The organism is Oscillibacter acetigenes, assembly GCF_025567605.1.
GTDB lineage: Bacteria > Bacillota > Clostridia > Oscillospirales > Oscillospiraceae > Oscillibacter > Oscillibacter welbionis.
Genome location: NZ_JAOQKG010000001.1, coordinates 627,285 through 645,350, shown reverse-complemented (window position 1 = coordinate 645,350; position 18,066 = coordinate 627,285). Strand labels below are relative to the sequence as shown.

The window sequence follows — 18,066 nt, the reverse complement described above, 5'->3', positions numbered from 1 at the left end:
TATGGGAAACATCATTCAGTCGATTCCGGAAGCAAAGCTTCTATTGGCCTCTTTACGCTCCGTTGGATATACAGAGGAAACCGCAATTGCGGATATTGTTGATAATTGTATTTCTGCTAAAGCCAAGCATATTGATATTATCTTTGAGACTGAGAAAATGCGAATTCTAATTCTTGATGATGGTATTGGTATGACAGCACAAGCCCTAATAGAGAATATGAGAATTGGGTCTTCTGATCCGTCGAAACAGCGGGATGATACTGATCTTGGGCGATTTGGTATGGGCATGAAAACTGCCGCCTTTTCATTGGGGAAAAGGCTTACTGTTGTAACCAGATTTGAGGAATCTACCAGTAACGCTGCATGGGATTTAGACAAAATACCTGATATTGGGTGGAATCTTATTATCGAGGAAAGTGACTCAATAGCCGAGATTTCATCCAGGCTTGGAGCGCAAGGTACTGTTGTTTGTATTGAGAATCTTGATCGAGTAATCGGTTCTTTAGATGAAGCGAAGGCCAAAAAGAAGTTTTACAAAACAGCGGAAAAAGTTGAAAAGCATCTCGCCCTTATTTTTCATCGGTTCATTGAGGAAGATGGCCTTGTTATTCGCATCAATGGAACAGAGATTCAACCATGGAACCCGTTCGTTATCAATAATAATGCCACTCAAGAGCTTGCAGATGAAACTATATGGTCAGACGATGGTGCATCTGAAGTTGTAATTCAGCCATATGTTCTTCCCCATAGAACCAAGTTTGCCTCGGATGATGACTATCAAGCTGCGGGCGGTGCAAAAGGGTGGAACTATCATCAGGGTGTGTATGTCTATAGAAATCGTAGACTTATAATTTGTGGTACATGGTTTGATTATATCAAGAAAGAGCCAGCATACAATCTTGCAAGGATTAAAGTTGATATATCTTCTGTTAGTGATGAAGAGTGGAAAATTGACATTAAAAAATCAACAGCCTCTTTACCTGGGTATGTTCGAGACACTGTGGAACGGGCTATTGATATTTGTACGGAGGCGTCCGCTCGTGTCTATAACTCCCGTGGGACATACTCAAAATCTAATATAAGTGCACCGAACCTAAGTTATGTTTGGGAACAGCGAAAAAAGAATGGGCGCTATTCCTTCCATATTAACCGTAAACATGCCTTGCTCACCGAGGTCAAAAAGCATCTTGACACAGATGGCGCAGCTGCGTTGTCAGCGTATTTAACTCTGGTAGAAAATTTTGCACCGTTTATGCTGTCTGGTGTAACAGACTCGCTGCAAAAATCGACTGAAACTGCAGTAAATAAAGCCTCACTTGAATATCAAGTGGAGATATCCGAATTAAAAGAATACATCGCGTTGTTTCTGTCTCAAGGATTTACAAAAGAAGAAACAAGGTCCACCTTACTGGATATGGTGAATTACCGTCATCTCCGTAATGAGATTATTGAGTTGTTGGAGGAAGCCGAATGATAAACGTGCCTAAGGGCTTAGCCCCGCATGAAGTTGATCTTTACATAAGTGCCTTCAAGTTTTGCGAAAAGTTAATTCAGGAACAGAATACTGATATTGGCGCTGCAGTAACAGAGACAACGGAGAAATACAGCTTTATTATTTCGGATAAAGAGTTATTTGCACAGTTTCTTTTTAGAGAAATCACTGCATATACCGAGCCATCAATAGGTGTTGTGTCCCCAGAACTTGATGATAAAACTTGGTGGAGTAAACTTAAAAAAACGGAAAAATTCATACCTGAGTATTGGCAGCGATATTATGACTACTTAAATAGAAAACCTTCTTGGAGTTTAACTGCAGTGCAGGATATTGATTCGTCCACTGACGAGATAATGAACGCACTTGCAAACCCACGAAGTGGTAGAGCATGTGATCGCATGGGCATGGTCTTTGGTTATGTACAATCTGGTAAGACCGCACATTACATTGGGCTGATCAATAAAGCGGTTGATGCGGGGTATAGAATTGTAGTAGTGTTGACTGGCATTCATAATAGCCTACGCAGCCAGACGCAATCACGTATTGATGAAGAAGTTTTGGGCTATGAGACAAGCTTGGAAAACTTGGCCGATATGATTAGGGAACCGAATGTTATTGGTGTTGGGATAGGTGCGCACAACCGCGTGAAAACGATAGTGCAGTCCATTACAACCCGTGATGAAAAAGGCGATGTAAATAAAACTACAGAAGGCGTCTCCATGGTTCCGCCGTTTATTATTGTTACAAAGAAAAATGCAACGGTTTTGCGTCGTATCCTGCGCTTTTTCCGAAAAAACCAATGTGCCGAAGTAATTGACGGCAAAAAAATTATAACAGCTAAATATCCGGCGCTCATAATTGATGATGAAGCAGACCAGGCCTCCATTAATACAAACGATAGTTATGATGAGAAGGGTAATCTTCTTGATGATTATAATCCTACAACAATAAATGGACTGATTCGAGAAATTCTTAAAACATTTGAGTGCAGATCTTATGTTGGATATACAGCTACTCCGTTCGCCAACATTTTTATACCACCGCATATTAACTCTGAGCGATATGGAACAGATCTCTTCCCTCGCAACTTTGTTTTCAGAACACCGCGGGCGGATCAGTATATCGGTGCCCGAGAGTTTTTTGGATTAAGCGGCGATGAAAATACGCCGGTAATGCCTTTGTGCAGAGATATTATCGCGGGAGCTTCTTACCTTGGTAAGGGTACTAAAGCAGGAGATCCTGTTGGCAACATACCAGAAGAGCTAAAAAAAGCAGTGAAATGTTTCTTGATATCCACCGCGCTTCGTAATTGCAGAGGACAAATTAATAAACCCAATACGATGTTGATTCACATTGTGCGTTTCGTTTCTCAGCAAAATGCAGTAAAAAAGAAAGTTGCTGCATACTACCAAGATGAACTTGCCAACTTCATCCGATATGGCGACTCAGGTATCTATGATGAACTGAAGACGATTTGGGAAAATGATTACCTTGAGACAACAGCTGCATTACGTTCTCAATTCAGTAAATATATGTCTGATTGTGCAGATATTGAATGGGATGATATTTGGGATGAAATTAGGAGAATCGTAGCAAAGAAAGAAATTAAAATATACAGTGTCAACGGAAAAAGCGAGGATGCTCTGCTATACAAAAACAACGAAGGAAAGCCATTTAATGTTATTGTCATTGGCGGGGACAAACTGTCCCGAGGCCTGACGCTTGAGGGATTAACTATCAGTTACTTCACGAGAAGCTCTAATACTTATGATACTCTTATGCAAATGGGGCGCTGGTTTGGCTTCCGTCCTGGCTATTTGGATGCGTGTCGCCTATATACAACGCCAGGGCTAAGAGGACTTTTTTCTCACATTTCTATGGCAACCGAGGACTTGGCTGGACAGTTTGATTTTATGAATGATGTAGATCAGACTCCAGCAGATTTTGGCCTGCGTGTCGCAAGTCATCCCTCTTTAGAGATTACAAGTAAAAACAAACTAAAGACGGGTCTTGAGGTAAAAAGAGACTTCAGCTGCAAGCTTAGCCAGACACGCGTTTTCGATATTGACGGTTCCCAATATGACCGCAATTTTGCAACAGTTGAGAATCTGCTGTATTCCATAGCGGGATGCAGAGTTTCAAGTGAACAGTATGAAGCTCGTCTTAAGAGAACGCACCCAGGTGATCATTATTTTTGGATGGATGTATCGGCTTATGATGTTGCTAATTTCTTCGAAGGCTATGAAACATCGAAAACGGCTACTCGCGCCAATAGTAAGTATATGGCAGACTATGTGCGTGCGATGAATGTAGATGGTCTTGGCGGAGTAAAAAATTGGACCGTCTGCCTTATAAATGTCAGCGGAAACGGAGAGCCATTTTCTATTGCGGGACTTGATGTTGGTGCGGGTATTCTCAGAAAAGAAGGTGCTGGTGTATCTTCTTTTGAGACAACCTGTTCAATACACACCATGACATCCGCTGGGCACGAGTATTTTGATTACAGTCAGGCACAGCTCGACAAGGAACATGAGCTCCGAGAAATGTACTCGGCTGATCCATCCATTAATCGGGTCAACGAAAAAATTCGAAAGGAAACGCGGTCTTTTGATCAAGGATTGTTAATCCTCTATCCAATTGCAGATGCAGGAAAACTAACTGCTCAGAAAGAAGATCACAATACCCCATTTGGCTTCGCAGCTGTGTTTCCTGATAGAAAAGGAAAAGGTAATCTAAAGTCTTATCGGATGAACGATATAGCACTGGAGAAAGATAACGATGAGTTTTACGGCTGACATCTATAAAGAAATATGTACGGATATTGCAAAAAACTCTCGGCCTAATTCTGTTTACGCCATGAGAATGTTGAAACTCTCCAACGGAATTAATATTGCATTCTCTATTAATACACTTACATACATGCGGGGAGCGTTTTTCTCAGTTGACGCTAAAGCAACGGCAAATCAATTCCCTCGCTGGAAAGGCGTTGACATCGTCATCGCTAAACTTCCTGCCTATGGTACTGATCAGGAGTATGTAAATGTAATGCAGTTACCAGGAAGTGCAACTGATATTTTCGAAATTGTCATTGAGAACTTGCGAAGCGAACTGGAGAAATGCTCCGTTGCAGAAGACTCCTTTGCAGTTATTGCTGCGGTTTTGACCAAATGGAGAGAATTCTTCAAGACAGATAAAGATCTTATTATGTCTGAAGAACGCCAGCAAGGGCTGTATGGAGAACTGCTGTTTTTAGAAGAATGCCTTGAAGTATTTGGACCAATGGCTGTTTCTCAATGGGCTGGCAGTAATGACGAGACTCATGATTTCTACTTCTCGTCTAATGCGGTTGAGGTGAAAACAACTTCTTCTCAGGCTCCGTACTATGCACATATCAGCAGTGAATATCAACTTGACAACAATGATATTCCCGGAAAGTTATTCCTGCGTTTTTATGCGTTTCGAAAAAGTCAAAGTGCAGGGGATAAGCTGCCAGACATTATAGAGCGGATCCGTCGGGCAATTTCACATATTCCACAGACAGCACAGACCTTCACAGAAAAAATTCAAAAGTATGGGTACTATGATGCGGCTGCGGATTATTATGGTGCCGGTTATTTTGTCCGTGATCAATACTATTTTACTGTTAAAGATGGATTTGCACGAATCACAAAAGCTGCGGTGCCCACAGGTGTAACAGATCTAACTTATACGATTAGTGTTGCTCAGTGCATGCCATTTGCGGTCAACAAAAATAGCGTGTTTGCAAAGTTGAAGGGAGGGGTTAACAATGTTGAATGATAAAATATTGGAGTTTTACAGCGAACTGCGCGAGGAAGTGCAAGATTATGTGAAAACCAACGGCCCCGTCTCTGTTAACACAGCGTTTAAGACACTTTTCTTGTCATATCTGACTGAAACCGGAGAAACACTTGTTTCGGACTGCACTCTCGTTGATTTCAAAAAAGATTCTGAGAATATGCGTTTGGACGGTTATGCCTTCAGTGAGTATTTTCGTTCATTGACGCTACTCGTCAGCAAGTATCAGGCTAAAGCCATACCAGATAAAATCAAAAAAACAGAGCTTGATAAACTGATGCGAAAAGCAGTAAAATTCTATAAGACCTGCCAAACGAATTATTTCGAGGAATTAGAAGAGTCCAGTGATGGGTATCAAGCCTATGAGTTTATTAAGGCACATAGAGCGGATATTGAGACAGTGAATATTATTTTTCTGACGAATGACGAAGTGGTACAATTCGTTCCAGAGGATATTTCTTACGGAAAGATTTCCATTAAGTTTGATGTCTGGGATATTGAACGCCTTTATCAGAGTATATTCAGCGGAACAGCAGTAGAACGTCAGCTTGTTATAAAGCTAAAGAAGAAGTATGCTGCTCCGTTGCATCTAATTAAAGTAAATGGGAGCAATGATATCTATGACTGCTATATTGGTGTCATTTCCGGGGAACTACTGGCTCGCATTTACAAGGATGAAGGGCAAGAACTAATTCAAAAGAATGTTCGTTCGTTTCTGCAAGCAACTGGCAAGGTCAATAAGGGTATTAAAATGTCCTTGGCAAGTAGTCCCGAAATGTTTATGGCATATAACAACGGTATTTCTACAGTTGCAGATAGTATTGTTATTGACGAAGCAAGCAGCCATGACGATTTAGTGACCATCACCGAAATTACTGGGTGGCAGATAGTAAACGGCGGACAAACAACGGCGTCTATTTATAATGCATTTCAAGCAAAACTGCCTCTGGAAAAAGTGCATGTTCAAATAAAGCTATCTGTCATTAAACAGAAAGAGCAAGCGGATGGTATTATTCAGAATATATCTAAATATGCCAATAGTCAGAATAAAATCAATATGTCTGACTTTAATGCAAATGATGTCTATCATGTGAAAATGGAACGGCTGTCCAGAAGTACCTATATTCCAGTAGCAAAAGGTAAGCCTACCGATCAGTGGTTTTATGAGCGTGCCCGAGGTCAGTACCTTGTTGAACTGAGCAGACAGCCAACCAAAGCGGCAAAAGATCAATTCAAAAGTCGATGCCCCAAGAATCGCTGTATTTCAAAAACTGTTGCCGCAAAGTGCGTCATGGCGTGGTCTGGATATCCATATATCGTAAGCAAAGGGCTGGAAACAAACTTTGTGTTTTTCTCAGATATGGTTTCCAAAGGCGAATTTCCAGAACCGTCTGAACAGAGTTACATCGAAATGATTTCAAGAGTGATTTTATTTAATCGATGTGATGATATTATAAAAAGCTTGAAATTCGGTGGTTTCAAGGCTCAGCAAGATTACTATACTGTTGCGCTTATCGGGAAATACTATTCGGATCTTATAAATCCTCAGGAAATTTGGAACAATCAAGATATTAATGCAGAAACAGCGAAGATAATCGAAACCTTGGCTTATTTTGTATGGGAGCATTTCCAAAATCCCAGTGTACCCGGTGTGAATATCGGTCAATGGTGTAAAAAAGAGGATTGTTGGGAACTGCTGCAAAAGCGCTTTGAAGCACAAAAAGATAAAGCAGGAGCAAGATAAGATATGTACACAGCGGTAGATCTGTTTGCCGGAGCGGGGGGACTCAGTCTTGGGTTCATGCAAACAGGAAAATATGATATTAAAGTGGCTTTTGAGAATAGTCCCTATATGCAAGATACATATCGCTTGAATCATCCAGGCGTAGAAGTTTTAGGTGATGTATGCTCGGCCAACTATAGTGACATTATGCGCAAATATGGCGCTATTGATGTTGTAATTGGTGGCCCTCCATGTCAGGGATTTTCCAATGCTAATCGCCAGAAAAACCATGCGATTAGCCAAAATAATATGCTTGTGAAGCAATATTTACGTGCAATTTTGGAACTGCAACCAAAGGCTTTTGTTATGGAAAATGTAAGCATGTTGAGTTCCGAAGTACATCGATTTTATATGGAAAAGCGCGATGAAGAGACCATTGAGCGCTGCAACATCCCAGTAAAGGATACTCTTCTGCATTTGCTGGATGCGAAGTTTATGTTCGAAAAAGCACTGACTATTGTGCAGTCGGAAAAAGAAATTTCGAAGTATCTTTGGGCAGAAGAAGATTATTACCTGTTGAATGTTATTTACAAGGCATCAAGAAGCGCCGCTAAAATGCAAAAAGCATTGGATAAACATAAGAAAAAATTACTTAAAAGAGCAGAGCGGTATTTAACGATTGCAGAGAATGATCATGTTTTTGCAGAAGCAAAAACAGCATTTCAGGCGGTAGTGGACTTCTATGAGGGAAGACTGGCTATTGATAGAATAAAAGATAAGATTGAACCGTCCATAATGATCCAGCGAATGCTGAGCAAGGCTCAAGAAATATTTGAGAATAACATTGTTGTAGACAAATATGTTCAAGATAATGGCTTAGCCGCCCAAATACGTTCATTCGCAGTTTATGATTACCTGAAAAAAATCCTCGAAGCTCCAGAAAATGATTACGTGATTTATAGCGATGTTCTTTGCGCTGCTGATTATGGTGCACCTCAAAAAAGAATGCGTTTTGTTGTTATAGGAATAAAACGTAGTATTTCTGCAAAAATTGCTTTGCCCAAGGGGCATTTTGACGCAGATGAATATCGTACAGTAAGGGATGCAATTAGCGACCTGGAAGATGTCAAGCCGGTTATTGATCTTGCTGATGACCAAAATGGCATTGTACTACAGCCCAAGGAAAACCTTAGTGAACTTGCTTCATCTTTGCGTAACTCCTTAATCCTAAGAAATCACATGGTCACGAAAACAACTGATACTGCGATGGAGCGCTTTCGTGCTCTTAAACAAGGGCAGAATTTTCATTCACTTAAAGACTCTATGAAAACGAATACCTATACAGATGCTGCACGGACTCAGAATACAATCTACCTTAGACTAAATTATGATGAACCAAGCGGGACAGTGGTCAACGTTAGAAAGTCAATGTGGATTCATCCAACGCAGGATCGGGCGATAAGTGTTAGAGAAGCCGCGCGATTGCAGACATTCCCAGATAGTTTTGTGTTCTGTGGGTCAAAGGATAAGCAGTATCAACAAGTTGGCAACGCTGTTCCTCCAATTATGGCTAAGTCGATAGCAGAAAAACTCGCTCAGATTTTGGAAAAGAATTTAGCTGGTCGTGAAAGAAATGGCTGATAATCACTCTAAAGAAGTCCGGAGCATGAATATGTCCCATATTCGCAGCACAAATTCAAAACCGGAAGAAATTGTGAGGAAATATCTTTTTTCACAAGGGCTCAGATATCGAAAAAATGTGAAGAAGCTCCCAGGGTGTCCGGATATAGTGCTGCCTAAATATCATACTGTCATTTTTGTTAACGGGTGCTTTTGGCATAGACATGATTGCTCCAGATTTGTGTGGCCGAGTTCAAATCAAGACTACTGGAGACCTAAAATCCTGCGGAATGTTGAGCGCGATAAAAAGAATACCGAAGAATTGAAGGCCTTAGGGTGGAATGTCATTACAGTTTGGGAATGTGAACTGAAAAGAGCTGTGCGAGAAGAAAACTTAAATCTGCTTATAACAAAAATCCAACAGAGTAAAAGCTAACAAACAGAGAAATGTTTTGATTCTGAAATCTTGCTTCTTGAAGGGGCATAGTTAACCTGCGAGCCCGGTTGAAGCGGTAAACAACCCCCGCACTTAAAACTCAATATTTACATTCTCTTCCATATGGGGGTATAGCTCAGATGGGAGCCCGCATCATGAGTACCCCACATCCCAAATAGCGACTGAAATGCAATGCTTCAGTCGCTATTTTTCTTAAAAATTTCAGTAGCTATTCCTGCTGACCTGTGGTATATGTTTGTGCTGCAAGGAGGCGAGCACATGAACAAACTGCTGAAGGATCTGTACGACTGCTTCTACACCCCGCCGGAGCTGGCGGCGACGAAGCGGGAAATCGAAGAATGCCACCGCGCGCTCATTGAGGCGCTGGGCAAGCCGGAGCGCCGATTGGTGCTGAAGATCATCGATGCCAAGGATCATATTTCGGAGGACACTTCGCTCGACAGCTTCATCTCCGGATTTCGGCTGGCGTGGCGGCTGTCCGCAGAATTGAATCACTATGACGATGAGCGTCCGGCGCGCTGCCAAGCGGCAGAGAAACCGGGCGCTCGTTTTACGTTCAAAAAGGAGGATGATGAACAATGAAGAAGCGCATCGTGACAGCTGTGATTACCGCTTGCTTGGCCCTGTGTGCCGCTGTGTGGCCGCAGCCAGACACACGGGAGGAACGACCCGCCCCAATACCAACGCACGCCGCAGCTGCTCCGAAAACGGATGCTGTGACAACGGCAGAAAGGAAAAATACGGAAACGCCGCGGGCAGAGCCGGACGAGGAGCTTGGCGCCGTTCCTGTCCCCACACCGGCAGAGCCGACACCTGCGGTCGAAACGCCGCAGCCGGAGCCTGCGCCTCCCGCACCGCAGCCGACCATAGAGCTGCAGCCCGGCGACGAGGTCTATATTCCGGGCTTTGGTTGGGTACCATACGAGGGGCCGAATCACCGCGAGTATGCCGCGGATATGTACGAAAATGGCAATAAAATCGGGAGCATGGGCTGAAACAGGAGCTGCTGGGAGCGGTTAAGCTGCTTGATTACGAAAGTTGCTGCACCGAAAAGTGGTTGGTATCAAAATGTGATACCAACCACTTTTTTTGTCGGTGTGGAATTGAAAAGCGCCATCCGGCGCACGATGAAAGAACTCATGTGCGCACCTGCTTGCGGGGCGATAGTGTGGGGATTTGTAATAGAAACCGCGGAAATCGGCAGTATCGTTTCTCAATTTGCAGTTGCCTATTGCATTTGATTTCGATTTATGTTACCATGTTAATGCTGAATTGTTGGACTATCCTAAGCTTCAACCATTCGTATCATGAGAGTACGAATCATATTGAACCTATGTAGTGATATAGACAATTTAGCGGACAAATGAGTAAATCCTCGAAACTATTGATTCCAATCAAATTCTCATTATGGAATTGAGAAAGCAGTTTGCTGGTTGACTGTCGTTGTCCCCCTGTTGTTTCGATGCTTTGCACCACAAAATCGAACCGGAGAAAGTGTTCTTTCGTCGGGTTTGTTTTGTTGCGTGCAAAGCGGTCTTCCGGATGATCGCAGTCCACGCACGAAGCAAAGTGCGTGGGCTTTTTTCGGTTCAGAAAGGAGGCTGATTATGGGAAAGGTATCAGGAAAAACACATACCAAAGCACAACTGGATCACTGGGCAAATCTGCATAATCCCAATAACAAGGCATATCAAGCTGACGCTGACAATCGGGCCAATCAGATGAATCCGAACCACAGATCGTACCAGAGAACTCACAATGCAAACCGCAGAAACAAAGCGCATTGGATGCCCGAGTGGGCGCCTGACTATCCGGAATACGATGATTAAAATTGGAGGTGCACGGTATGTCAAAGTACATTTTCGACTACGATGACGGCGACTTCGCCATGAGCATTTCTGACAGCATGGCGATGGACTCCGATGGGAATCTCATGATGCGCATGGGAGATCACATGGCGATGGACATGGACACCGGGGATATTCACATGATCTCCTCGTGGCCCGATGATGACGAGGAGTAGAGCATAGGCGGCAGCTCAGCGATTGAGCCGCCATAGACAAGGAAAACACTTTCAATCCGGGCAGAGAAAGCAGCGGGACAGGCCGTAAAGGCTTGTCCCGCTGTCTGTATCCTATGGCAGATATTCTTCTGTGATCCGATACCGGCTCATGCCGAAGGCGCTGCTCCGCTCCACGATCTCCGGCGGGATCTTGGGCAGATATTTCTTGCTGAAGCTGGTGTCCCCGAAGTAGGCGTCAAAGCTTGCCACCGGCAGGACGACCCATTCGCTATCATCCTGACGGTTGGCGAGGTAATAGCGGATCAGCGTACAGACGACCTCGGCTGGAATTTCCTTCGGAAGCGCCGCTTTCACTTTCTCTGTCAGTTCAGGCGGCAGCTCCGGCTCCTCTCTGCGCAGCGGTCCCAGCTCCAACGCATCGGCAAGGACATCATCAAAGCGCAGTGTCCAGGCGCCCTTGGTTTGGGACGCAAAAATCGGGATCTGATATTGCATCACCTTGCTTCGCCATGCGGCGGCAAACTTTGAGCGAATGACCTCCACATACTTGAGCGAGGTGCTGCGCACCTTTTCCGGGTGCGTCAGCATGAAGTCCGCCGCACGGAGAACATGACGGAGGAACCAGCCGACCCCATCCGCATCCACCAGCTCCGGGAACTCTGTATGCAGCTCCGAAAAGTCCGTCTGGAACTGCCACTCCTTGTCCTGCACACGCTTTCCGTCCTCTGGCACACTGCACCAGGCGCAGAGCGCACGGCGGGCGTGGTCGATCCGATTATGCGAATCACCCGAAAGGATTGCTCCATCCTCCCCGTGGAACAGGTATCCGCGGGCCAGGATGGTCAGAATCCGAGCCATTCCCTCAAACTCCAGGATCGTGGCAAAGGTGAAACGGCCCAGCCATGTCGTATCGCTCTTCCTGCTGGCGGTATAGGAAACCGTTCCGGTATATGCGCAGAATTCCTCCCGTTCGTTAATCATCCCGCACCTCCAGAACATTTTTCTCGATATACTCCGGCAGTAGATCCCACAGCAGGTCACGTCTGCCGAGAGCGACCACATAGCGCACGGCCAGAGCCGGTCTTACAATCGCGGTCAATAACTCCCGGCACTTAGCCGTCACCGCATCACGGTAGCTCTGGGAGGCGGATTTGTCCGCGAAGGCGCTCATCATGGCGGTGAAGGCTTTCGAGTCGCTTTCGCGGAACAGCTGCTTTTTCTCCCTGCCGGTGTTCTCTTCCTCTATATCACAGACAATGTCTCCGAGGATGCGGTAGCCGCCGAAGCGGAAATCGGTCAGCAGATCGTAAATATCCTCAAACTCCGGCACCGGCAGCCATTCCCGCAGGAAACGCTCCCGTGCATCCTCGTCCATGAGGTGCCAGGCCTGCTCCCGCATGGCATACAGCAGGGCGGACACCTTTTCCGGCGGCAGGCTGCCGAACAGAGCGTACAGCTCGTCAGGATCGTATGCATCCTCCTGCCCTCTGGCATATAGAATGCGCTCCACATCGCTCTTCCGCTTTTTCTCCTTCAACGGAACGCGGCAGGCCCGGATGCGGGAGAGGCAGGCATCGTAATCCCGCAGCAGCGCATCCACTGCCGCCAGCTTATCGGAGTTTAACTGTTCCTTCCAGTCCGGCTGCCGAGCGAAGGAAAACAATTCTTCGTCCTTGGCGGGCTTTGCCTTGATGCGCGGCGTGTTCTTTTTCAGCTGCTGTGCCAGATACGGCAGGCGCTCCACATTGGAGTCCACCTCGTCCCAATCCACCTTTTTGAAAAACGCCTTTACCTTGGCCGCATGGGTAGGCTCGTACCAGGCGCGCCGGGTCTCCGCCTCCTCTACCAGCGTCTTATATTTGAGGAAGGCACTGCGCTTGACGGTCTTGTGGGTCAGGTACTCATCCAGATCGGGGCGGATGCCGCTCTTAGCCGAGTCGATCTCCAGCCCGGTAAGGATGGCTAATGTTTCCGTCTCCTCCCGGCAGCGCTCCCGCTCCTCGGCGTCGGAGTTTTCGTTGTAGGCAATGATGCTGCGATCCAGCGCGGCATTGCAGATCTGACCGACGCGGGAGGAAAAGGTGCTGCGAACGGTCTCAAAGCGTGCCTCCCAGTCGTCGGCACTGCGGATCTGGGGCTGGGCCGTAGGGATCATCAGCAGAGGAATGTTCTCTGTGTTGGTGAGGGATTTGTGTTTCTCGTAGCGGTAGAGGTTGTAGTTGCGGCGGACGCAGGCATTCAGGATTGGATCAGATATGGTCTTGATCATATCACCGTCGTAGTCAGCGCCGCCCAGCCGCTCCGCAGCCAGCATATTGGAATCCACCATCACCACATCCGTCAGGTGCCCGAAATAGTAATGCCGCATCTGCTTTCTCTCTTCCTTCGCGTCGTAGAAGGAAAGCTGTAGCTCCTCGTTGCGGGCAATGTGCGGATTGCGTAGCAGCGTGCAGGCGTCGTCATGGGCATAGGCCGCTTGGGGTGCATAGAAGGAACTCTCCGGGAAGTGGTCGGTCATGACGGTGCTGTAAAACATCCGTTGCCTGCGTTTGCGCGGCGGAACAGTCGGGAGCAGAAATGCCAGAAAGTCCAGAAGATCACCGGAAAGATAACGGTTGTCTCCCGCCACGATCAGGCGGCCGACGGCGTACTGCTCCACGATCTTGTCCGCTTCGTCCTCCAGCCGCCTGGCATAGACCGGTTCGTTGATGAAATGCGGATTCTTTTTCAGCACGGCAGCAAGAATCTGGTCTTTGCCCTGATGCCGTTCCCACCAGCTGATCCAATCCGCTTTCTCCAGAAAGTAGTTCTGCCGAAATTGCGGGTTTGCGCAGAGGTTATAGTACCGTAGCTCCGTCTGCTTGGTGAGCCAATTTCGCTCGTCCGTCTCCGGGCTGTGATCCCAGCCGTCCGGCAGATCGGCGGGGCGGAACTCGTCACCCTGAATGGAAACGGTGGTCAGAAACTGATAGTTCAGCTCGGTGGTCTGTTCCGGTTTCTCCTTGCTCACATTGGTGATGTACAGCGCATGGCGGTACTTGCGAAACACCGCCCGGTAGTCCTCCCAGTTCATGCCACTGGCAGTGAGCCAGCCGTATCCCTTGAACATGCTCTTGGTGAGGATGACGTCCACATCCCGGACGGAATGCTCCATGCCCCACAGATCGGTGATGGTGTCCGTCCCGCAGAGGGTCAGGAAGTCTTTGAAGTCCACCTCGTGCAGCATACCCTTGACATAGGGCATACGGATCTGGAATGAGGTGTGGACTTTCTTCCCGCACAGCTTCTCGTCCACGACGCGGGCATATTCTTTTGAGATCAGCCCCTCGCCGTCGAAGCAGGTGATTTCGATGTCCTCTTTTTTCTCCACCCGGTGATATTTGCGGGTACTGCTCTGCGTTCCGTCGTCCTCTACGGTGATGACGCTGACATTCCGCTCTGTGCGCGTAGGATTGTCGATGACCACCACCCGGTGGGGCCGGTCAATGCCGATGCCGTCAATGCGGATACCGCTGGACAGCATCAGTCCGTTGTAGGCGTAGAGTTTGCTGAGCTGACAGTCACCGATGGTCATATCCATCATGATGCGTCGACGCACGGCGTCAAAAAAATCTTCCCGAATGAAGGACAGCCGCGCCTGCCGGCTCATGCTGCCTGACCGCTCAAAGGCGAGATATCGATGCGGGTCGGAGCCAAAATCAAGGCTCACGCCCTCGGGACGGAACAGGGCCTTGGCCTTCTCCTGTCGAATCAGGTGTTTCTTTCTGGCACCGCTCCGGTCGAATATGCCGGAGAAGTCCATATAGAAAATGACATCCGAAAGGTCGGTCACCAGCTGCCCTTCAGGTGCTCCGGTGAAAGCGTCGCCGTGCAGCACGCACATGGTCTGATAGAACAGTGCGTTATCGTCCTGCTCATGGGGCGCGGAAAGTGATTTGCATTTCTCTGTCTCGGCGGCGCTGAGATGGAAGGTATATGTCCCGTCCTGCTGCCTGCCATAGCTGATCACGGCTCTGGCGGACAGCTCGTAGATCCTGTATTTCATCAACGGCATCGGCTCACCTCCTGATGCTTCTATTCTATCATGAGGTTCCAAATTTGCAATATGGATACTGCTCCCACTTTTTCAGTGGGAGCTTTTTGCTTGCAGCTCTCAATAAAAAATTATAAAGGAGGAATCCAATGCAAGAATCCACATTCACCAACTATGACCAGCTGCCGCTGTTCCTCAACGCGAACACGGTGGCGCAGGTGCTGGGCGTGTCCATCTCCAGCGCCTACGAACTCATGCACGAGACGGGCTTCCCCGCACTGCGGATCGGCAGCCGCATCGTGGTACCAAAAGAAAAATTCCGCCGATGGGTCGATGCGCAGACAGGAGGTGATGCCTGATGTTCCAGCGCTGGCCTAAGCGGGATCCGAACAAGCACTACTATCTCGTCCCAAACGAAGTCTTCAATCTCGGTCTCACTTCTCACGAGATTGCCGTCTACAATTACCTTCTGCGCTGCGAGGATCGCAGGACCTATCAGTGCCATCCCAGCTACCGCACCATCGGTCGGTCGGTGCAGCTGAGCGAAAACACCGTGCGAAAATATGTGGCCGGGCTGGAAGAGAAGGGCCTCATCCGCACGGAGCCCAGCACCATCACCACGAAGGACGGCCGCGTGCGCAACGGCAGTCTCATCTATACCATCCGTCCCATTCAGGAAGCGCTGGAGCTGAACTACCAGCGGCAATTTCTGCAGGCGGAGCGTGATATGGAGCGGGCACAGGCAGAGAAGCGGCTGGTCGAGTTGAATCAGCAGAACAAAAAGGAGGAAAGCGCATGATGCAGCAACTTGCGAACTTCATTGTAGACCATGACCCGATGATGGTTCTCCGTCGCACGCACGACACGATGCACTACATTCGGTGGGCGTGGAACAAGGATCATGCCGACCCCATCGACGAAGAAGAGCTTCGCCTGTTCCTCTGCGATGAGCACTACGGTGATCTGACCGATGAGCAAAAAGCCGTTGCCCGTCGGAGCCGGGACGAGATGCGAAGTGTCTATGCGGAGCTGTGTGTGCGCTTGCTGCAAAGTGAGATCATGCTGGAGCGTGGCATGGTGCCGGACAGCGGTACCTACCGCAGCGTGTTTTGCCCGGAAGGGGGTGATGCGCCATGGATGCTTGACCAAGCGGGATGACTGCCTTTTCCGCAAAGCGCCGCAGAGCGGCTGAAGTGCGCGTCAGCGCCGAAAATTCTCGCTTCGAGAATGACAAGTTTCGCCTTCGTGGTACGGAACGGGGCGATTGCCCCGTTCCGACCCCTTCGGCAGGCGGGCTAAGCCCACACCCCTATCAACACAAAGAAAAATGAATTTAAAGGAGATAAAGATTATGACGAAGAACACCTATAATCCCTATGAAATTATGATGGACAAGTACGATAAGGAAGAGATGCTCAGCGATGTACGGGAAGCCATGCTCTATCAACTCGGCGTGGATGTCTCCTGTGAAGAGTTGAATCACTTTTTCACCGGCAAGGGCAAAGCCGCACTATCTGGCTGTGCGGAGTGGCAGCAGTGCTTTGCAGTCGAAAAGATGCTGGAGTTCTATTATGTGCATGCGCGGGACGAGACTCTGGCTAAGCAGATCGAGACGATGACTATGCTGGCAAGCAGAGGTAACGAGCACCATGGCTAAGAATCAATTTATCCGCGCCCGCGTTGCCGGGTGGGAAAAGGACTGCATCCGCCGTAAGGCGGATGCAGCTCATATGACCGAGAGCGAGTTTGTGCGCCGGGCGGCTATGGATCGTGAGGTCACGGTCATTGAAGGTATGGATGAACTTCTGCGGGAGCTGCGCTATCAGGGAAATAACCTGAACCAGCTCACGGTCATGGCTCGGCAGGGGCGTATCACGCAGGTGAACTATGAACCCTTTACGGAGGTGTACCGGAACGCATGGCAAACATTAAATTCATTGCTGTCTCACGCAGTCTGAGCGGTATCCTGGACTATGTTACAAACCGTGAGAAAACGGTGGAGCGTCTCATATCCGGTGTCAACTGCATGGCTCAAACAGCTCAGGATGAATTCGAAGCGGTAAAGAAACAGTTCCGCAAAACAGATGGCCGCAGCTACTACCACATCGTCCAAGCCTTCGCCCCGGACGATCCGCTGGATTTTGATACAGCGCATGAGATCGGGTTGAAGTTTGCGGAATACTTCAAGGGCTACCAGTGCGTGGTGGTCACGCATATGAATACAGCGCACATCCACAATCACATCATCATGAACTCGGTAAATTTTGAAACCGGTCAGAAGTTTCATCAGAGCGCCAGGGAGATGCAGCAGGCAAAGGAGTACAGCAACCAACTCTGCCGGGAGTATGGCTTGTCCTTCACCGAGAGCAAGGCGGATCCGTTCCGTATTCCTGCTTGGAAGAAACGGCTGTGCCGTACCATTAAGGAAGCTATGGAGAACTGTGCTACCCGTAAGGAGTTCATCGCATTCATGGCGGAGTACGGCTACAAGGTGCGATGGGAGCCGAATCAAAAATACATCACCTACACCACACCGGAGAATGTCCGATGCAGAGACAATAAGCTCTTCGACCAGACGCTTCTGCGCAGCAGCATGGAAGCCTACTTCGATATGGGCGGCTGTGAGTATCTGGAAAGCCGCATCGATGCCACCGAGTACGGTGAACTCCTGCCTACGGTGGACGATGCCGTCTGCGGTTTGATCTCCATTCTGGATGCGATGAACACCGGCGACAATGACCGCTTCCATCTGGAAACACTGCATCACAGCAAGCAGGAGATCCGGCGTATTCTGGAACGCGGCGGCAAGATCGACCGCACGGTGGAATACGCTGTAGATAATGAAGAGGAACAATACGAGCAGTACCACGGGTTTTCTATGCGGATGTAATGACGAACA

19 protein-coding genes are annotated in these 18,066 nt (G+C 47.8%); 17 read left to right on the top strand and 2 right to left on the bottom strand.

All coding sequences use genetic code 11. The annotated features are described in order from the left end of the window. The first annotated feature begins 1 nt into the window (after position 1). The 11 genes from OCV80_RS03245 (at position 2) to OCV80_RS03195 (ending at position 11,134) form a co-directional block, all read left to right on the top strand. A complete protein-coding gene (locus OCV80_RS03245; protein WP_267288215.1) occupies positions 2–1,474 on the top strand; it encodes an ATP-binding protein in 1,473 nt (490 codons plus the stop codon). Further along, positions 1,471–4,290 carry a Z1 domain-containing protein gene (locus tag OCV80_RS03240; RefSeq protein ID WP_267288214.1) on the top strand — a complete coding sequence of 940 codons (2,820 nt, stop codon included), beginning with the start codon at positions 1,471–1,473 and terminating at the stop codon, positions 4,288–4,290. Before OCV80_RS03245 ends, OCV80_RS03240 begins: the two co-directional genes overlap by 4 nt. Then, entirely contained in the window at positions 4,274–5,293 is a 1,020-nt protein-coding gene (locus OCV80_RS03235) for a PD-(D/E)XK motif protein (protein ID WP_136890889.1), read from the top strand. The genes OCV80_RS03240 and OCV80_RS03235 overlap by 17 nt, the downstream gene beginning before the upstream one ends. Beyond that, positions 5,283–7,055: an AIPR family protein gene (locus tag OCV80_RS03230; RefSeq protein WP_136890890.1), complete on the top strand. Its 1,773-nt coding sequence runs from the start codon at positions 5,283–5,285 to the stop codon at positions 7,053–7,055. Before OCV80_RS03235 ends, OCV80_RS03230 begins: the two co-directional genes overlap by 11 nt. Before the next feature lie 3 nt (positions 7,056–7,058). Further along, positions 7,059–8,675 (top strand): DNA cytosine methyltransferase, encoded by a 1,617-nt coding sequence (locus tag OCV80_RS03225; protein WP_136890891.1) that lies wholly within the window; start codon positions 7,059–7,061, stop codon positions 8,673–8,675. Then, on the top strand, positions 8,668–9,090 hold the full coding sequence (locus OCV80_RS03220) for a very short patch repair endonuclease (RefSeq protein WP_136891766.1): 423 nt from the start codon (positions 8,668–8,670) through the stop codon (positions 9,088–9,090). Before OCV80_RS03225 ends, OCV80_RS03220 begins: the two co-directional genes overlap by 8 nt. Positions 9,091–9,369: 279 nt before the next feature. Next, positions 9,370–9,693 (top strand): DUF6809 family protein, encoded by a 324-nt coding sequence (locus tag OCV80_RS03215; RefSeq protein WP_249390804.1) that lies wholly within the window; start codon positions 9,370–9,372, stop codon positions 9,691–9,693. Next, positions 9,690–10,106 carry a DUF6550 family protein gene (locus OCV80_RS03210; protein WP_136890892.1) on the top strand — a complete coding sequence of 139 codons (417 nt, stop codon included), beginning with the start codon at positions 9,690–9,692 and terminating at the stop codon, positions 10,104–10,106. The genes OCV80_RS03215 and OCV80_RS03210 overlap by 4 nt, the downstream gene beginning before the upstream one ends. Positions 10,107–10,136: 30 nt before the next feature. After that, positions 10,137–10,352, top strand: coding sequence for a hypothetical protein (locus tag OCV80_RS03205; RefSeq protein WP_136890893.1), 216 nt, complete (start codon positions 10,137–10,139; stop codon positions 10,350–10,352). Positions 10,353–10,718: 366 nt separating this feature from the next. Further along, the gene (locus OCV80_RS03200; protein ID WP_136890894.1) at positions 10,719–10,940 is read left to right on the top strand and encodes a hypothetical protein; all 222 of its coding nucleotides are present in this window, start codon (positions 10,719–10,721) and stop codon (positions 10,938–10,940) included. 17 nt (positions 10,941–10,957) lie between these two features. After that, complete coding sequence (locus OCV80_RS03195) at positions 10,958–11,134, top strand: hypothetical protein (protein WP_170180087.1); 177 nt, start codon at positions 10,958–10,960, stop codon at positions 11,132–11,134. Positions 11,135–11,245: 111 nt separating this feature from the next. Here OCV80_RS03195 and OCV80_RS03190 read toward each other — a convergent pair whose 3' ends face one another. Together OCV80_RS03190 and OCV80_RS03185 are read right to left on the bottom strand one after the other, a co-directional pair. Continuing rightward, a complete protein-coding gene (locus OCV80_RS03190; RefSeq protein ID WP_136890895.1) occupies positions 11,246–12,115 on the bottom strand; it encodes a hypothetical protein in 870 nt (289 codons plus the stop codon). After that, positions 12,108–15,188 (bottom strand): RNA dependent RNA polymerase, encoded by a 3,081-nt coding sequence (locus OCV80_RS03185; RefSeq protein WP_249390805.1) that lies wholly within the window; start codon positions 15,186–15,188, stop codon positions 12,108–12,110. Before OCV80_RS03185 ends, OCV80_RS03190 begins: the two co-directional genes overlap by 8 nt. Positions 15,189–15,316: 128 nt before the next feature. On the opposite strand from OCV80_RS03185, the gene OCV80_RS03180 reads away from it, so the two are divergent. The 6 genes from OCV80_RS03180 to OCV80_RS03155 all read left to right on the top strand — a co-directional run bounded on the left by OCV80_RS03180 (position 15,317) and on the right by OCV80_RS03155 (position 18,057). Next, the gene (locus tag OCV80_RS03180; protein WP_136890896.1) at positions 15,317–15,526 is read left to right on the top strand and encodes a helix-turn-helix domain-containing protein; all 210 of its coding nucleotides are present in this window, start codon (positions 15,317–15,319) and stop codon (positions 15,524–15,526) included. Then, the gene (locus OCV80_RS03175; RefSeq protein ID WP_249390806.1) at positions 15,526–15,966 is read left to right on the top strand and encodes a helix-turn-helix domain-containing protein; all 441 of its coding nucleotides are present in this window, start codon (positions 15,526–15,528) and stop codon (positions 15,964–15,966) included. Before OCV80_RS03180 ends, OCV80_RS03175 begins: the two co-directional genes overlap by 1 nt. Then, on the top strand, positions 15,963–16,325 hold the full coding sequence (locus tag OCV80_RS03170) for a hypothetical protein (protein ID WP_136890898.1): 363 nt from the start codon (positions 15,963–15,965) through the stop codon (positions 16,323–16,325). Before OCV80_RS03175 ends, OCV80_RS03170 begins: the two co-directional genes overlap by 4 nt. Before the next feature lie 193 nt (positions 16,326–16,518). Beyond that, positions 16,519–16,824 carry a hypothetical protein gene (locus OCV80_RS03165; RefSeq protein ID WP_136890899.1) on the top strand — a complete coding sequence of 102 codons (306 nt, stop codon included), beginning with the start codon at positions 16,519–16,521 and terminating at the stop codon, positions 16,822–16,824. Further along, entirely contained in the window at positions 16,817–17,125 is a 309-nt protein-coding gene (locus OCV80_RS03160; protein ID WP_136890900.1) for a plasmid mobilization protein, read from the top strand. Before OCV80_RS03165 ends, OCV80_RS03160 begins: the two co-directional genes overlap by 8 nt. Continuing rightward, on the top strand, positions 17,086–18,057 hold the full coding sequence (locus OCV80_RS03155; RefSeq protein WP_136890901.1) for a relaxase/mobilization nuclease domain-containing protein: 972 nt from the start codon (positions 17,086–17,088) through the stop codon (positions 18,055–18,057). Before OCV80_RS03160 ends, OCV80_RS03155 begins: the two co-directional genes overlap by 40 nt. The last annotated feature ends 9 nt before the right edge of the window (positions 18,058–18,066 follow it).

Bases quoted from the DNA above. Each gene is read 5' to 3' on its own strand.
- OCV80_RS03245 (WP_267288215.1), top strand. From the start codon at position 2: ATGGGAAACATCATTCAGTCGATTCCGGAAGCAAAGCTTCTATTGGCC.
- OCV80_RS03240 (WP_267288214.1), top strand. From the start codon at position 1,471: ATGATAAACGTGCCTAAGGGCTTAGCCCCGCATGAAGTTGATCTTTAC.
- OCV80_RS03235 (WP_136890889.1), top strand. From the start codon at position 4,274: ATGAGTTTTACGGCTGACATCTATAAAGAAATATGTACGGATATTGCA.
- OCV80_RS03230 (WP_136890890.1), top strand. From the start codon at position 5,283: ATGTTGAATGATAAAATATTGGAGTTTTACAGCGAACTGCGCGAGGAA.
- OCV80_RS03225 (WP_136890891.1), top strand. From the start codon at position 7,059: ATGTACACAGCGGTAGATCTGTTTGCCGGAGCGGGGGGACTCAGTCTT.
- OCV80_RS03220 (WP_136891766.1), top strand. From the start codon at position 8,668: ATGGCTGATAATCACTCTAAAGAAGTCCGGAGCATGAATATGTCCCAT.
- OCV80_RS03215 (WP_249390804.1), top strand. From the start codon at position 9,370: ATGAACAAACTGCTGAAGGATCTGTACGACTGCTTCTACACCCCGCCG.
- OCV80_RS03210 (WP_136890892.1), top strand. From the start codon at position 9,690: ATGAAGAAGCGCATCGTGACAGCTGTGATTACCGCTTGCTTGGCCCTG.
- OCV80_RS03200 (WP_136890894.1), top strand. From the start codon at position 10,719: ATGGGAAAGGTATCAGGAAAAACACATACCAAAGCACAACTGGATCAC.
- OCV80_RS03195 (WP_170180087.1), top strand. From the start codon at position 10,958: ATGTCAAAGTACATTTTCGACTACGATGACGGCGACTTCGCCATGAGC.
- OCV80_RS03190 (WP_136890895.1), bottom strand. From the start codon at position 12,115: ATGATTAACGAACGGGAGGAATTCTGCGCATATACCGGAACGGTTTCC.
- OCV80_RS03185 (WP_249390805.1), bottom strand. From the start codon at position 15,188: ATGCCGTTGATGAAATACAGGATCTACGAGCTGTCCGCCAGAGCCGTG.
- OCV80_RS03180 (WP_136890896.1), top strand. From the start codon at position 15,317: ATGCAAGAATCCACATTCACCAACTATGACCAGCTGCCGCTGTTCCTC.
- OCV80_RS03175 (WP_249390806.1), top strand. From the start codon at position 15,526: ATGTTCCAGCGCTGGCCTAAGCGGGATCCGAACAAGCACTACTATCTC.
- OCV80_RS03170 (WP_136890898.1), top strand. From the start codon at position 15,963: ATGATGCAGCAACTTGCGAACTTCATTGTAGACCATGACCCGATGATG.
- OCV80_RS03165 (WP_136890899.1), top strand. From the start codon at position 16,519: ATGACGAAGAACACCTATAATCCCTATGAAATTATGATGGACAAGTAC.
- OCV80_RS03160 (WP_136890900.1), top strand. From the start codon at position 16,817: ATGGCTAAGAATCAATTTATCCGCGCCCGCGTTGCCGGGTGGGAAAAG.
- OCV80_RS03155 (WP_136890901.1), top strand. From the start codon at position 17,086: ATGGCAAACATTAAATTCATTGCTGTCTCACGCAGTCTGAGCGGTATC.